General features: G+C 38.9%; 15 protein-coding genes. 4 read left to right on the top strand and 11 right to left on the bottom strand.

Going from position 1 to position 15,352, the window contains the following annotated elements:
* Positions 1 to 42: 42 nt before the first annotated feature.
* Entirely contained in the window at positions 43 to 195 is a 153-nt protein-coding gene (locus B3H30_RS12200) for a lmo0937 family membrane protein (RefSeq protein ID WP_115048587.1), read from the bottom strand.
* 409 nt (positions 196 to 604) lie between these two features.
* On the opposite strand from B3H30_RS12200, the gene B3H30_RS12195 reads away from it, so the two are divergent.
* Both B3H30_RS12195 and B3H30_RS12190 read left to right on the top strand, forming a co-directional pair.
* Positions 605 to 1,105, top strand: coding sequence for an RNA polymerase sigma factor (locus B3H30_RS12195; protein ID WP_046676293.1), 501 nt, complete (start codon positions 605 to 607; stop codon positions 1,103 to 1,105).
* A gap of 358 nt (positions 1,106 to 1,463) precedes the next feature.
* The gene (locus tag B3H30_RS12190; protein ID WP_139144944.1) at positions 1,464 to 2,549 is read left to right on the top strand and encodes a hypothetical protein; all 1,086 of its coding nucleotides are present in this window, start codon (positions 1,464 to 1,466) and stop codon (positions 2,547 to 2,549) included.
* 10 nt (positions 2,550 to 2,559) lie between these two features.
* Here B3H30_RS12190 and B3H30_RS12185 read toward each other — a convergent pair whose 3' ends face one another.
* The 4 genes from B3H30_RS12185 to B3H30_RS12170 all read right to left on the bottom strand — a co-directional run bounded on the left by B3H30_RS12185 (position 2,560) and on the right by B3H30_RS12170 (position 6,302).
* Complete coding sequence (locus B3H30_RS12185) at positions 2,560 to 3,405, bottom strand: alpha/beta hydrolase-fold protein (protein WP_070564475.1); 846 nt, start codon at positions 3,403 to 3,405, stop codon at positions 2,560 to 2,562.
* 673 nt (positions 3,406 to 4,078) lie between these two features.
* Positions 4,079 to 4,315 carry a hypothetical protein gene (locus B3H30_RS12180; RefSeq protein ID WP_070564469.1) on the bottom strand — a complete coding sequence of 79 codons (237 nt, stop codon included), beginning with the start codon at positions 4,313 to 4,315 and terminating at the stop codon, positions 4,079 to 4,081.
* A 276-nt stretch (positions 4,316 to 4,591) separates the two neighbouring features.
* Positions 4,592 to 6,076 carry a hypothetical protein gene (locus tag B3H30_RS12175; RefSeq protein ID WP_286710280.1) on the bottom strand — a complete coding sequence of 495 codons (1,485 nt, stop codon included), beginning with the start codon at positions 6,074 to 6,076 and terminating at the stop codon, positions 4,592 to 4,594.
* A gap of 37 nt (positions 6,077 to 6,113) precedes the next feature.
* On the bottom strand, positions 6,114 to 6,302 hold the full coding sequence (locus B3H30_RS12170) for a hypothetical protein (RefSeq protein ID WP_070564463.1): 189 nt from the start codon (positions 6,300 to 6,302) through the stop codon (positions 6,114 to 6,116).
* Between the two features lie 306 nt (positions 6,303 to 6,608).
* Here B3H30_RS12170 and B3H30_RS12165 point away from each other — a divergent pair, with 306 nt between their 5' ends.
* Entirely contained in the window at positions 6,609 to 6,803 is a 195-nt protein-coding gene (locus B3H30_RS12165; RefSeq protein ID WP_286710281.1) for a hypothetical protein, read from the top strand.
* The gene (locus B3H30_RS12160; protein WP_286834128.1) at positions 6,781 to 7,236 is read left to right on the top strand and encodes a helix-turn-helix transcriptional regulator; all 456 of its coding nucleotides are present in this window, start codon (positions 6,781 to 6,783) and stop codon (positions 7,234 to 7,236) included. Before B3H30_RS12165 ends, B3H30_RS12160 begins: the two co-directional genes overlap by 23 nt.
* Positions 7,237 to 7,399: 163 nt before the next feature.
* Here B3H30_RS12160 and B3H30_RS12155 read toward each other — a convergent pair whose 3' ends face one another.
* From B3H30_RS12155 to B3H30_RS12130, 6 genes are all read right to left on the bottom strand, one after another.
* Positions 7,400 to 8,119: a DUF3575 domain-containing protein gene (locus B3H30_RS12155; RefSeq protein WP_083295872.1), complete on the bottom strand. Its 720-nt coding sequence runs from the start codon at positions 8,117 to 8,119 to the stop codon at positions 7,400 to 7,402.
* A gap of 336 nt (positions 8,120 to 8,455) precedes the next feature.
* The gene (locus B3H30_RS12150) at positions 8,456 to 9,976 is read right to left on the bottom strand and encodes a glycoside hydrolase (RefSeq protein ID WP_083295871.1); all 1,521 of its coding nucleotides are present in this window, start codon (positions 9,974 to 9,976) and stop codon (positions 8,456 to 8,458) included.
* A gap of 250 nt (positions 9,977 to 10,226) precedes the next feature.
* Positions 10,227 to 11,414 carry a serine hydrolase domain-containing protein gene (locus tag B3H30_RS12145; protein ID WP_070564458.1) on the bottom strand — a complete coding sequence of 396 codons (1,188 nt, stop codon included), beginning with the start codon at positions 11,412 to 11,414 and terminating at the stop codon, positions 10,227 to 10,229.
* A gap of 235 nt (positions 11,415 to 11,649) precedes the next feature.
* Positions 11,650 to 13,002: a DUF3472 domain-containing protein gene (locus B3H30_RS12140; RefSeq protein ID WP_070564455.1), complete on the bottom strand. Its 1,353-nt coding sequence runs from the start codon at positions 13,000 to 13,002 to the stop codon at positions 11,650 to 11,652.
* A gap of 237 nt (positions 13,003 to 13,239) precedes the next feature.
* Entirely contained in the window at positions 13,240 to 13,656 is a 417-nt protein-coding gene (locus B3H30_RS12135; protein WP_070564452.1) for a nuclear transport factor 2 family protein, read from the bottom strand.
* A gap of 66 nt (positions 13,657 to 13,722) precedes the next feature.
* A complete protein-coding gene (locus tag B3H30_RS12130; protein WP_070564572.1) occupies positions 13,723 to 15,264 on the bottom strand; it encodes a M20/M25/M40 family metallo-hydrolase in 1,542 nt (513 codons plus the stop codon).
* Positions 15,265 to 15,352: the final 88 nt, after the last annotated feature.

Here is a 15,352-nt window from a genome sequence, read left to right as displayed (position 1 = left end):
GCCTTTTTGAGACAGCCTCTTGTTTCATCTTTTGAGTTCAGTTTAAGCAGCACCACGAATTACACGTAATAAAACGACAATAATGGCAATGACCAATAACACGTGGATGATATTTCCCGTAGCGTAACCTCCAAAAAAGCTTATCGCCCAAATGATGACCAATATAACGGCGATGATGTACAATAGATTTCCCATAATTTGATTTTTTTATTTAGAACAGCTTTCGAATAGTGATAGTTTGCTTTGATATCGTATTTCGATCAATTGCGTGTTCAGTTTTCTCAACAACTATATACAATGTTCATCTGAATATAAAATGCTAAAACGCAGAATAAACGTATTTCTAACATTTCAGCAGTAAATAAATACCTTATTATCTTTTTTTATTAGTTGCTTATTTTTTGATCATTATTTAAAATAAATGTCAAAAAGCTATTAAACTTTGCTTAATTAGCTTTATAAAATAGGAAAACGTATTTCTACCCTCAACGCTGCTATTTATTTTTTGGCGCAAATGGAGCTTCAAATCTAGCATCCTTCTTGTTACCTCTGTTCATGTAAAACCATTTTAAACAATCAGTTGAAAAAAGAAAGAGGATAAGTTATGAACAACTACAATTTAAATGTACTCATCAACGAAAAAAGAAGTTTGCTTAATCATTTTGCTGCTAAATTTACAGCTGATCCGGATGAAAAGGAAGATTTGATCCAAGAAACCTGGATAAGGGCATTGAAGTCCATAGACAACTTTGTGCAGCATCCGAAGTTAATGAGCTGGCTATATGTGATTATGAAGCATACGTATATTAATAAGTATAGAAAAGCCAAGCGCGTGACGGAAATTCAGGATAATTATATTGCCTTAGAAAGTACCAACACGTCTGAACTCAATAAAGGGATCAATAAGTTTATGGCCGAAGACATCGAAAAAGCGATGACCAGTCTTACGCCCGAAAATTATGAAATTTTCCGTCTATTTTTAGATGGTTATAAATACCATGAAATCGCTTCCTATTTTAATATGCCAGAAGGCACTATAAAGACCAGAATTCACATGGTACGTAAAAAGCTGCAAAAACAGCTCAAAGTTTATCGCTTAAATTAACTGTTTCGACGACTATAAATAAAAGCTAGGCTTCAATTGTCTAGCTTTTATTCCTCGAAAGAGGACATTTTGCTTTGCGATAAACGCTGTGGTAAAGTCAATCAGAATATCAAAATCAACTTCTTCAATAGCAGTTTTATCGTATCTACAGGAGTGTTGGAGATCGACACAACCTGTCACTCCGCGATAAAAATATTTTTCATGTAGATGCTTTTTTACCTAGCATAACTGTCAAGGGGATGTATTGTTTTTTGAAAATAAGTTCTCGGAAACTGTTTCACTTCAATTTTATTCAAACAAGAAGCTTCCTGCAATTGTTGTTACATATAACTGTATTTATTTCTTAACGGATTTCTTTATGATAATGTTCGAAAAACAACTTTTGCAAACCCTTATTCGGGTTCAGGATAAATTATGTGTCACCATCTCTGTCAATACCCATCGCACACATCCTGATAATCTCAGTGACCGCATAAAAATCAAAAATTTTAAAAGAGAAGCGATTGATAGGTTGTTGGATAAACATGATCAGAAAGATATTGCTGGTCTGATCGAAAAATTGGAAAAAATAGATCAAGAGCTCGATATCAATTATAATCTTGAAAGTCTTCATATTTTCGTTTCTGATACCATCAGTGAAGTTTTCAAGTCCTCTTGGGAGACAAACCAAGAAGGAGTCCATATCAGCAATACATTTGCAGTACGCCCGTTGGTGAAGGAGATTGGCCGTCAAACCAGTTATCTTGTGATGCTCCTTTCGCAAAGCGGTGTCCACCTTTTTCGAGCCACCAATGGTCGTATTGTTGAGGATATCAGTAGCGAAGAGTTCCCGATTCCCGAAAATCAATTCCATAACACATTTCCGGATAAGAGCAGTGATGCCAAACATCTTGATGATCTTCTCAGGGAATATCTTAATCGGGTTGATAAAGCGCTTTTACGATTTATTGGTGAAGAGAGGATTGGCACGCTCGTTTTCTGTACAGAAGATAACTATAGCAAGCTCTTACAGGTTGCAGATCGCCCCTCGGTCTATTACGGATACCTGCCTATTGATTATAACAACATTGAAACACATCAGTTGGAGAGCCGTGCTTGGAATTTTATGAAACAGGAGCTTGTACGAAAAAATGAGGACTACTTTAAAGAATTGGAAGCAGCTGTGGGCAAGGGCTTAGTGATCACTGATCTTCAAGAAATCTATCGCGCCTGCCAAGATGGCCGCGGGGATATCTTAGTGGTTCAAGAAAGCTTCCATCAGGCCGTAAAGATTCTTTCGGATCGGGATATAGCTATAGTAGACAGCCCTATAGGATTGGACACGATCGACGACATCAGTAGTTTATTGGCCTTGTTGATCGACGAAAGGGGAGGACAGACCGTATATGTTCCTCAGATACCGAATGAGGAATTACAACCTATTGCCCTGAAGACTCGGTACTAGTCCAATTAAGTTAATTATGCTTAGTGAATAACCATTTTTGGAGCTCGTCCGTTAGTAGAAACGGAATGACAATATTATTATGCTGTAAATTTTTAAAAGTTGTGAAATTGAGTTTACGATTTCCGTGCAGCTTTTTGTACAAAACTTCGCTTCCAATATAAGAATTCTCTATATCTTTTTCACCATGGATAAGCCAAATGTTTTTATGAACAAGTGTGTTGATATTAGATAGATCTGGTACAGCGGCGATAGAAATCATTGCTGCGAATTTTTCTGGGGCCAGGCTCATGAGGTTTTGTGCTGTTGACGCTCCCATAGAATAACCGACGAGATAAATTCGATTTTTATCGATATTTTTAAACTCGTCTTCAATATTTTCTATCAATTCTAAAATTTGCCGTGCATCTCTTGAAGGTCTTGCCTCAAGTATACCATTCTTATTCAATTCGTAGATTGATGAACGCTTTTCAAACTGTGGGGCAACAACGAAACAGTTGAACCTTGTATAAATATCTTCTCTAATCCAGGTTCTTGCCAAATGCTCTAATTGGTTTTCATTGTCACTACCCATTCTAGATGAATTATGAAATGTAATGACAACAGGATATTTTCTTTTTGAATTGAAATTTTTTGGTAAGAGAAGCCGGTAAGGTATTGTAACGAACTCATTGGTGAATATCCTTTTCTCATATTGATCCGTGCTTAACTGGCTTAATATTGTTCTAGTTTCAACAAATGTTGCACTATCTATTCGTCTATTATCGTATTTGTGTCTTTGTGCAAAACAAAAATTACATGTAATTAAATTTAATAGAATACCAAATTGTAGAAAAAAACTTGATCGTTTTTGTAGCATAAGACCTTATTGGCTAGTGATTCGTGTATACTTATATATTAATTCCAATATAATTTCGATTGCGTAATCCAATGGTATTGATTACGGCATTAATATCGTGTTCTGTGCATTGCAGCTTTTTGTCCACAATAGCCGCAAAAAAATAGTTTCTATCGCACAATTGCAATTAAGACATTTATTATTCATTGCTGGGTTAATTGTTTTTTTTGCAAATATAATTTTATTATCGAGATATATCGCCTTACTCCGCTCTTTAATTTCATCGTACTGAATCGCTATTTCAACGAAAATTAGACACATGCAATTATCTCCGCTCGGAAGCTATTAAACTAGTTTTTTATATTTGAAGCGTAAATCAGTAATGACACTTACACTAAATGGTAGCGACGACGGGTTGAATCGCTCAAAAAGAATGTGAATTTAGAATAGCTTTTATGGAAAATGAATTTTAGATGCATCATTTAGATAAGTTATTGAATGTACATTCTTTATGCTGAAAAAAAATATACCTATTTTATAAAGTAATCGATCCATTTGATTATGTTGAAGCCTCTTGATTTACCAAAAATCAGAGGCTTTGTTTTTCGCCTCGCGTCAAAAACAATCTTGAAAATAACAAGGCCATTTCTGTAGAACTGGCCTTGTTATTTATATTGTTCAATCTAAATGGGTTTTAATCATTTCCATGATCCTCTGACGCATAGGAAAATTTAACTGATTTTTGCGGATAAGCTTCCATACTCTTGCGGCTTGTATTTTTGATAATGGTTTTGATACTAACGCGATCGCCCAATTTATAGTAAGTTTCTACGGTCTGATAATCCAGTAGGTAGGGACCACAAAAGTAATTCCCGTTGTCATCTTTTTCGATGATTCCCTGATAAAGCCCTGTTCTTGTCTCTTTTGGCATGTTAATTTAATTTGAAGAACAAAGGTAGCAAGAGTATTTGGAGAAAATGATATTAAAAATAAAATTAGGGACATTTTATTAAAATTCTGGAAAACACCTCCCAGTGACCGTTCTAAATAGCGGATAGAAGACTAAGTTGATTTGATTGTTGAAACTACCAGAATCCGGGATCGAATAACTGCATAAAATCATGATTTAAAGAAAACAATGGAGCAAGATGAGGTCAATAGCTCAGGTCTTGCTCCATTGCTTTTTTATTGGATAATAAACGGTCTTTTATTTGCTTTTTACACAGCGTATACCGATTTGATTATTTTGATGTACGTCTACGATTGAAACGCCAGTTGTTGTTAATATCAATGCTGGTTTGGAGTTACCTTGAACGGACGCGCTTGCCCAGTAGACGCCTACCGCTCCAGTCGGAATGTTGTTGCTTCCCGAAGAAGAACGCACAAAATTGTTGTCAGGGAGGAACATATAATTATCTTTATTTGTGGTTGGTATAGTAGATGTCCCGAGGAACCAGCCTGTTTGACCATTATAACTACCTCTAACGACACCCATATTAATCAATGACTGATATTCCGTTTGTGTAGCTGTTCGCCAACCAGTGCCTAAAGCGCCTTCACAGTATGTTGCAGATCCATTTCCTCCATAAACACCTCCTTTTATATATTGAGCTGATGCGATTGTGATCGGCGCAGTGCCCGTCAAGTTAGCCGAACTCCAATAGTAGTTCGAAGTAGGTACGTCGATTGCTCCTTTGGGTACCAAGCGAAGCTTTAAACTATATTTTACACCTTTTTGTAAGCTTAAATTCGATAAATCTATTGTTCCCGAGCGTGCGCCATTTTGTGTAGAGTTTAGGGATACTGTTCCAAAATTCACTTTACCAACTGTCGTTCCTTCGGTAATAAGCAGTGTTGCATTACTCGTCCATGCGAGCCCTGTACCACTAAAAGCGACGTTACGTGCCGTCGATGAACCACCTTGGGTGAAAATCCCATCAGCCAGTTTAACCGAAGCCGTTTCATAATTTGGAGAGATTGTACTACTAGTCATGGAGGTGATATTGCCAACTACGTTGGCGGAAGTACTTTCTAGCGTAGCCTGTACTTGCGTAAATAGGTGACTTAAGATGAGATCGACGGCCAGTGTTTGGTTAGCGATTACAGTGACCGGCATTTTTTTCCATAAGATGTCTGTATCTGCACCAGTTACATTAAACGTAATGTTCGCCAACGCTTGATTAAAATTGATTGAAGGAAAAGTCTGACCATTTGCAACGGCGATAGCAACAAAGGTATAAGACCCTGCGGGAAGCGATAGATTCCAATTTGTACCACTAGTCGAATATGTTAATATTCCTGTATCTTTAACATAATTTCCTGTAGCATTGTAGACCGCAATAGTATATTTGGCCCCAGTACTCAGTGAAACAGGTGTTGTGGCCATTTTAAGCCCTGTAGATGCACGCAATGCGTTTGATGAAGTAGCGGGCTCCGCTGTCAAAGTGGCCAGTACCGAAAGTTCACTGTTAAAAGGAACAATGGACTCCCGGATGTTCGAAAGTGTATTATTTAAAAGTTTGTTGGTCGATAATTTTGATTGGAGATCGGTATCTTCGTCAGCGAAAGAGACCCCACTCATTTTTATCCTAACATTCCCATCTGTCTCGACAGCCGTTTTGCTTTCATTTTTGCTACATGACGCGAAAAGTATAATGAATAAGGGGAGGAAGTGAATAAATTGATTTTTCATTTTTCGTTTTTTTGATTAATTGATCTCAATGGGAGCGCTACCACCATCCGTCACTTTTACTTTGAGTCTGTGATTCTTCGTTTTCCCATGTCTGCTTTACATCTCCAGAAGTGTGGGCATTTGAACCTGCCGCTATGCCATTTTCTAATAAAACGACAGTCATTTTAATCTGAGGTACCTGGTAGGGTAGTTTACCAGTTGCAGATTTAAAAAGTTTCTTGTTCATAACAATGTATTTTATAAGTTTAAATATTCTATAGTTCTTTCGCTAGCCTAATGGCTTATTTCGAGAGCTAGTGAATTAGTGTATGATGATATGGCATGCTTAAATTCTGTTGTAAAAGACGTACTTTATGGCCTTACTTGGTAAGTTCTAAGAGGGATATAGCATGTTTATGCTATATTTCAAACAGGATATAACAGGAATATGTTAGGCGTGTAGCTGAATATCTACATGCTTGTAAAACAAGTTATTATGGTTGTTTTAAATGATTATATTTGTCTTACTAGGTTAATTAAACCAGCCATATTTATGAAGACTACTAGCCATGCTGTTATCTTAGATGACCAGAAAATAGTTGCTTTTTCCTTTGCACTCTTGTTGAAGCGGGAATGTGGAATAGAATTAGTCCAGTCCTTTAGTCAGGGGTCTGAATTCCTTCAATTTTTACGTGCTTTTGGAAAGCAGGATCTGTTTGTTTTTTTTGGATTACTATCTTCCAAATGAAAATGGACTTTCGTTGTTGACCGAGATCAGACGTATAAATGGGGATGCAAAGATCATCTTTTTGACTGGAGCAACAGCTCCTGCTGTGATATCGAGTATTCTTCAGTACCGTCCGGAAGCTGTGCTAAGTAAATCTTGTGAATTAAGTGAAGTACTGTCCTGCTTTGATGCGATAAAGAAAAAAGATATATATATATGTAGCAAATTTGAACGCATTTTATCCACATCTAATAAAAAAATCAAAACATTTACACCGAGAGAGATCGAAGTATTACAATATTTCTCGGAGGGTTATAGCGTCGCTGAGACAGCTTCAAAAACCTTTTTGAGCCCACACACAGTTGTTGCACATCGCAGGAAGATGATGGCAAAAGCAGAATGTCAAACCATTGGACAAATGCTTAAGTATGCCCGTGAGCATAATCTAATTTGATAAACTAGCGATAGGGATGTTATTCCTTAAATAGTTGATCTATTTCTTCCCGAAACTGGAATGAAAACTGCATAAAGGATCCTTAGCGATTGCTATGGATAAAAGCGCACCAATATTGTGCGCTTATGGGAAAAGATGATACGAGGAACGTAGGATCTTGTAATTAAAACCGGTAGCCTATGGATAATGCGGTGCGAATACCGGCAAACGGTCCGCTAGTGCTTAGTGTTACGCCATCGGCATTTACTTCTTTTTTGATTTTCATGAGTTTACTATCAAATTCATCCAGTTGTCTCCTTACTTCGCGTTGTTCGTCTGCATTTAATGGAGTTTTCCCTTCGAACTTTCCATTGTTGAAGCCATAACCGGGACCGACAATGCGCCAGTCTAAATAGATGTTTTGTCCAAGTTTCCATTGGTTACCGACAGCTACCCCACCGGTAAAAGCATCTAAGCTGCCCGATAGAGGTACTTCACGGTGATAATTTGATTCATCGACGGTAATCTTTGTGTGTACACTGTAATTGGCGTATTTGACAAAGGGCGCGATATAGAATCCTTTTAACACTTCTTTATTCCCGAGGTAGAAACGTACTTCGGGGGTAATGGAAAAAGCGCCTAATTTAGCTTCACCCAAAATATTATTATCATCATCAAAAACAGATTCCCATAGGGATTTAAAGGGTAAGTTGGTTTTTGGACGATAACTTATCGTTCCATTGATCGATAGGTGCTCATTGAGCGATCTTTCATACTCCAATGCAATATTTCCGACAGATAGGGGCCAAAGATTTAGTTTGATAAGATTTGATTTTTCTTGTGCTTTTAATCCAGAGATAGTACATATCCCAAGAGTAAGCATCGTAAGGTAGCGCAATTTCATAGTAGTTTTTCCAAAATATAGGTAGCAAAGATATTGGAATATATTTTAGTTCGGAAAGAACAGGTGCGTTCTTCAATTTGTTTTTTAAACATTATATTTCCTAATGATTTAGAATTGATTTTTTAAAGAACGAAAGCCAGCTGGATTTTGTTCTTTAAATTCTTATTTTTAGAAGTCGTTCAAATTTTTATGCTTTCGAAGGCATATCTTCAGATGCTATGGAAAGTTAAGTTTTCAAGATAAAGGGAAATAGGCAATGGCACAAAATTTAGAACTAGAATATGTGTTTTGAACAATACACTGAGGGAGGACAACTCCCTCAGTATGATGAACAAATTAAAGTTTGTTGCCTTCTAAAGTGCTTATACTTTTAGCAGGTATTGTTAAGGAATAGACACCTGAGCTGTTTGGTGTTACAGCTCCGACATTACCCCAATGGCCAGAACTGCTTGCCGTGGTTTGGTAATTGTTCAGCGCACCGCTTGCAAAACCTGTGAGGTTGATATCCAATGGAACAGCTGCAGTACCCGTGTTGGTGACAACTAAGGCAAACTTACCCGATTGAGGATCTTTGTAAGCCGAAATCAATAAGCCATTTCCATTTTGAACCGCTACATTGATACGCATATAACCTGCTTTGATAAACCTGGAATAATGTCCCATCACATCATACGTTTTTGGAAACTCCAAAGAACCATCACTCTTTGTGCAAATAAGCGCCTCATTATTTTGAAATGCCAGCATCCTTAGCCAAAACACATAGGCATTGGCATTACAATCCGCCAGTAGTTTGTGCATATTAACGGCCAGTTTCAAGCCGCCTTCAATGCCACTGTCATAATTGCCGCCATCATCGGACGCTTCTGTTACCCACATTGGTTTACCACCAATACTAAAATTCCACATGGACGGACTCTGGTTAAACCCACGTTGACCAGTGATGATGCCACTTATTTCAACGTAGCCGTGCCCCGCAAGGATGTCGACATTGCTTCTGTCCATGCCTGAGAGGAAATTATCGGCAGTTCCCCAGGCCGCATTTTCGGAAGATATAATCTTGGTGGATTGTAGACCAGCGCCGTTTAATTCTGGACGGAGATTGTTGGTAATAAATTGTCCCAAATGCGAAGCGTCCCAATAAGAAGCATCCCAGTCTGAAAAGACATTTTCAGGCTCATTTGAAGGAGAGATAGCATTGATTGTAATTCCTTCATTTTGAAATGATTTTACAAATCCAGTCAGGTAGCGCGCGAAAGCTGTTGAAGAAGTATTAAAATTAAGTCCATTAAACCATTTCGCGGAAATACTGCTCGTATTGGTCTTCATGTATAAGGGCGGAGTCCAGGTACTTGCCATAACGAAGGGAACTTGGAATCTTTCTTTTGCTTTCTTGATGATCCAGACCTGTCCAAGCTGTTCTTTTTCATCTGCTGTCAAATTCTGATAAGTCGCACTATTGGGGTCTACGTCAATCGAAACTCCTGCCGGTTTAATGGTAACGACCTTGGTCTGTTGATTAAAAGGATAGGTATGAAGTACTTTTCCACGAAGGATATTCAGTTTCAATCCACTGCCTCCCCATAAATAATCCAGAATACTATCTCTTTTTGCGGATTCAAAGAATGGAACAATCCGGCCTCCGAATGCACCAAATCCATCAATCTTTTGATAGGTTTGATCCCAATTTAATGTTGCAATTGTAGCTCCTGCCTGTGCGGATACAGCAGCTTTTTTGTTCAGTTGTGCTTCTGGACTCTCAGGAGTTAATGAAGCTTTTTGGCAACTAAAAATAGAAAATGTGGAAACTACGGCCAAAACAGCATAAAGTCTGTTCCAGCGACTGGTTAATTTTAACATAACTTAGTTTTTAAGATTTGTGAATGAATCATTAATTTAAATGTGCTTGGTTTTTCAAGCGGTTCTCATTGTCGTTGTTTTGTTTGCCTCCTTTCTTTAGTTAAAAAAATAAACATTCACCGATTTCCACATTGGTTAGTTTCCGAAAATTAATAATATTTTGGGAGAATTTATTATTACTTCTCTTATTTTAATTTTATTTTTTATTGAATTAAAAATAAATACATATTTTTTTAATGATAACTTAATTTTAATCCTTCTTTTCTGCTGAAGATGAAGGCTGAACCTGTCGCCGATCATACAGTAATAACTGATGTCTAATGTCATTTTCAAGTTCACTGACCTTGCGTTGATCAATGGTGTCGTTGACCATAATAACGATACCATAATCATCTGTGGGATACAGCACACATAAGGTATTGTAGCCTATTTTAGTATTTCCATCGTGATAGAAATAGCGAACCCCACGTTCGTCACGATTGATCATCCAACCGAGCCCCATACCAAATCCATCGTCTTTTCCATAAGTCAGTTGATGTGTTAGACCAAGGGCTCTATCGTTTAGTTTGAGGTTGGCTTCGATGTAGATCAACATATCATTGATCGTTGAATTCATTGTGGGACCAAAGTAAAACCCGCTCAGATTCGCAAATGGAACAGGCTGACCTTTATTGTCATGGCCCTGTACAACGTCGTTTATTTGTGACTCATCTAAATAGGGCGTTGTATAATGCATACCGAGGTTTCCCTTCATATATGCGCTGATAAGATGTTCATAGGAATCTTTATAGCTACTTTCCAATAGCGCAATAAGTACCATCACAGCCGTGCTATTGTAACTGAACTTTGTACCTGGGACGGTGTCGGGCTTGACTTTCCTCAGATCATCCAATAGGTCGTCACGACTGTACTTTCCAAGATAGTCTACCTGTTCCGGAATAGTGAGCCCCCTTAAACTATCGACAACTTTGGTAGGTAGCGATCTGAAAGTCTTTGGAAGGGCAGAAGTATGATTTGCTAGATGCTTAACGCGGATTCCATGGCCGCGGTATTGTAAATTGGAATAACCTCCTGGCAAGTATTTACGGATATCATCATCGAGGTTGATTTTCTTATCAAGGACCGCTTGCGCAAGTAGAGCGCCGACAAAGGTTTTCGCCACAGATCCAATGTTGTAATAGTTATCGGCGTTTGGTAACTTTTCTCTACTGTAGGTGTAGGTTGTTTTGTGCCCTTTAATATAAATCCCAATAGACACACTAAATGTATTGTTGTTGGAAAGATAATCAACAACGGAACAGTTTACAATTGTATCGAGTTGGTTTTTAAGTTTATGGTCAGTATTGATGGGTGAAAGATACTGTCCGTTTGATGAAAGGCTACTAATTAGCAACAGGGTGCTCAATAGGATAAATAAGGGTTTGGATAGTATATTCATAAACAAGTTTATTGTTCTTGATGCTGGAATCTATCGTCGGTATTCGGAAAAGCCATTGGGTTTACAACCTGCCCTAGGCGGGGGATTAGCTAATTTTATTAAAGTGTTAGTGAAAGGTACGAATTGTTATGTAAATATCACAAGGTTAAGTTTTTAAAAGGGCAATACTTCATTTGAACGTATCGCCCCTTTACATGGAATATAAACTACTAATAATTTGCTGTAAACATGCGTATTACGGCAGTGTTGTTAGATTTATTGAAGGTGCTGTGCCAGTACCTGCTTGTGTAAATTTCGTTCCGGGATTTACGACAGTATTGAAAAAACCGCCATTTTTCAGGAAGAAGCTATTCCCGGTTATTCCGCCAATGGCGTCTATCCGCTGGTTATTGGAATAGGTTGCATCAACCGTAAAGGTACTTTCCACGACTTTCAGCCAAGTTCCAGCAGATGTTCGAACCCATTGATTACTATATTCTGCCGAACGTCCCAGAAAGCCGTTGTCGGCGTTGAAATTTTCGAGGAAGCTATGAAATCCTGTTAAATAAGTATTTGTTTTGGGACGTTTCCAACTTGCAATGAGTATCCAAGTATTGGTCGAAGGATCATTAAACCATGCTGTAAAATCAGTACTTCCATTATTATCAGGTTCTCCCTTTAATAAAAATTTATAGGTAGTAGCGGCAGTCCAATTAAACTTGAGGTAGCTTTGTCCGCCAGAACCTTCGCCACCGAACTCTCCTGTCGTGGTATTTGCACCTTTTCTATTTAATGTAATGCGGTCCTCTGCAGGTATTTGTGATGGGTTATCGGTGCTATATGGACTCCAAACAGAAAATAATATTCTGCGCTCTGTCGCTGAATTGACCTGCATTCCGAAATATCCTTGGCCGAAGCCATTTGCCATAAAGTAAGATCCTATTTTATCTTCTCCTGCGGGGACTTTCACCTCGCTATAATAATAGGAAACTTGCTGATTTGTTGGAATGGTATAACTCAAATGGCAGGATGGACCCCGTCGCGACCAATAGTAGGTATTATCTACATTATTGTCACTATAAATTACTGTGCCATTCGTTGCCGAACTATCTAAAATCAAATGGGATACATCGGCAAAGTAACCACCTGACTTGGATACACCTTGAAGATCCATTTTTATATAACCCGCCGCATTTAGCGAATAGGTACCAACAGTGTAATCCTTAAGGGTTCCACCCTTAAGTTTGATTTGTTTACTTACACCGTTGATCGTTAACTTCACCGTACTGCTATCGCCGGACGGTAATACTTTAGCCCTTATTTTAACACGTAAAGCGCCTGCTTGGGGGACCTTTGCATAGGTACTGATCACACTATTGGCATTGGTCCAGTTTGCCAAGCCATTGCTATTGATGACTTCAACTGCACCGGAAGGTGCTGAAGTAACAAAGGCATTACCACCTAAGGGAACTTCGTATCCGCTTGCTCCAGGGGATGCAGCGCGGAGCGATAATTTCTCTTCTAAATTGGTTTGCACCTCGCTTTTTTTGCAAGACAGAAAGCTTGCCAATACCGCGCAAAGCAGTAGTGTAAATTTGGGATATCTCATAAGTTAAATTTAATTGTTGACTCTAATTTTATAAATACAATTAAATTAAACGAAAATTATTCAATGCAATCGTTTGTGTGAATTGCTTTTGTAACAAAAGGGATACGTTAGATAGTCACCATTGTTTATTTAATGAACTATCATTAGGTAAATGCTGCAATGCACAATAGCTTAAATAGTCTCCAGTGGTTTGCTGCACACAGCCGTTTTATCTGACGATTTGCTAAGCCATCTCGATTATTCGGCCAGTTTATCGGCATGTCGATGCAAAAGCTTCCAATTGCCTTGCTCTTTTCTGAAGATTTCGGTGATTCTGAGATTGAAAATCACTGCTGAATCTCGCCCTTTTACGTTGACTGTCGAACGTTGTATACCCGTCCAGTAAGCTAGCGAATCACAGGCATATTGATGGATCACTTCAAATTTGTTTTCTGCACCCGGAAGGAAATTGGAAGCTCCTTTTTGATTAAAATCATTGACCTCGGATACCCCAGAGATGTATATTCCATTGGGCGGAAAAATTGTTGCCGGCTCATTCGAGACAGAAATGTCTTTAAGAGAGTCAAAATGGCCCTCCACAAAATCTGTTGAGGATTTCAATCGGATAGCCATAAATTTTTCGAATTCCAAGAGTGCGTTATTGTCTGTTTTCATATTTCTTATCTGTGTTTGTTAAAAAATCAACCAGTGTGTGAATGTAATTGCGAAGATTGTCCATGGTTAAATCTTTTCATCGTCGTAGTGACGCATCATGTAATAAAAATAGTCTATCATCTTCAGGTAGTTTTCAATGCTGATGTATTCATTGGTACTATGCATACTCTGCTGTTCGGCGTGATTAATTTTAATGGGCATAAAACGATAGATATGATCACTGAGATGCTGATATTTGATGGCGTCGGTTCCGCCCACCGTCAGGTAGGGCGTAATAATAAGATCGGGGTATAGTCTGCGGATAGCAATTTCCATCATTTTGTAGGCTTTAGCGTCTGTTGGTGAAACTTTGGATGCTTCTCGGGCATTGTCGACCTGTTCGATCTCAACATCAAACCCGCTTGTAGCCTGCTCGACATGATCCCGAACTTCCTGTAGGGTGTTTTCGGGTAGCAGTCTAAAATTGACAACAAATTCAACTTCAGGTGAAAGGACATTGGGGGCATCGCTGCCTTTCATCATTGTCAGTGCCGTAGTTGTTCGCACGAGAGCATTAGTCGAATGGTTTTTCGTTAGTTGAGCCAGAAGTAAAGGTTCAAGAAGCCAGCGGTTAGCGATCGCAAATCGGGAGGCAAAAGGCATGCTGCCACCAACCTGTTGAAAGAAGTTTTGGATAATGGGGTTGATCTGTGCTTTCATCTGGTGATTTTCTAAGCGCTGCATGATGACTGCCGCTTGACCAATTGCACTCGTTGTTGGGGGCATCGAAGAGTGCCCACCAAGACCTTTAACCTTTATTTTCAGGGATAAAAATCCCTTCTCCGCGCAACCGATCAATGCTACATCCGAGCTGATCCCCTCGACCGAGCCCTTTTCCAGAATGAGTCCACCCTCGTCATAAACGGCTTCGAATTTAAGGCCCTTTTCTTTGAAGTAGTCTGCTATTTTGGCTGCGCCACGTACGCCCCCAACTTCTTCATCAAAACCAAAAGCGAGGTAGATATCCCGCTTGGGCTGTACCTGTTCTCGAACCAGCTGTTCTGTCGCTTCAAGTAAGGAGAAAAGCATTCCTTTCATGTCTAAGCTTCCACGTCCATAAATGCGGCCGTTGGCTACTGCTCCCGAAAAAGGTGCATAGTCCCACTCTTCGGCGATTTCGCTTACAGGTGGTATCGCCTGGTCGCTAGGCTGAAATAGTGATGAATCGTTGTTTTTTATGGCAGCTGAACCAGGAGGGACGACATCCGTATGGGAAAGAAAGAGTAGCGGATGCAAGCTCTTGTCGCTTCCCTTGAGTCGAAAGACCAGCGCATGACCATTGATTGTATAGGTTTCCAGCGAGCGATAGATCAGTGGAAAGTTGTACCTGATATAATTATTAAGTTCTTCAAAAGGAGCATGATTAAATAATATCGAGTCGCCAATAGAGATGGTGGCTATTTTGATACCGCCGGCAAATCGGGCAACAATGCTGTCATTGACCGCTGGCGGCATTGGCGCCACCTCCGATTTTTTGACTCGCGTAAACGGATAAGTCAGCGTTCTAATGAAAAGCCCAATGATAAATAGAATAAGTAAGACAAAAAAGATTAAGAGAATTTTCTTCATAACAGACTTCATATTAATATAAACCACCTACCACATATACCTTGGAAAAAGTCATCCAGCGCATATTCTATTGTTTCTAGTAGAACAC

The sequence above is a fragment of the Sphingobacterium sp. UBA7038 genome (assembly GCF_002494055.1).
GTDB lineage: Bacteria > Bacteroidota > Bacteroidia > Sphingobacteriales > Sphingobacteriaceae > Sphingobacterium > Sphingobacterium multivorum.
This window is presented reverse-complemented; position numbering and strand designations above follow the sequence as displayed.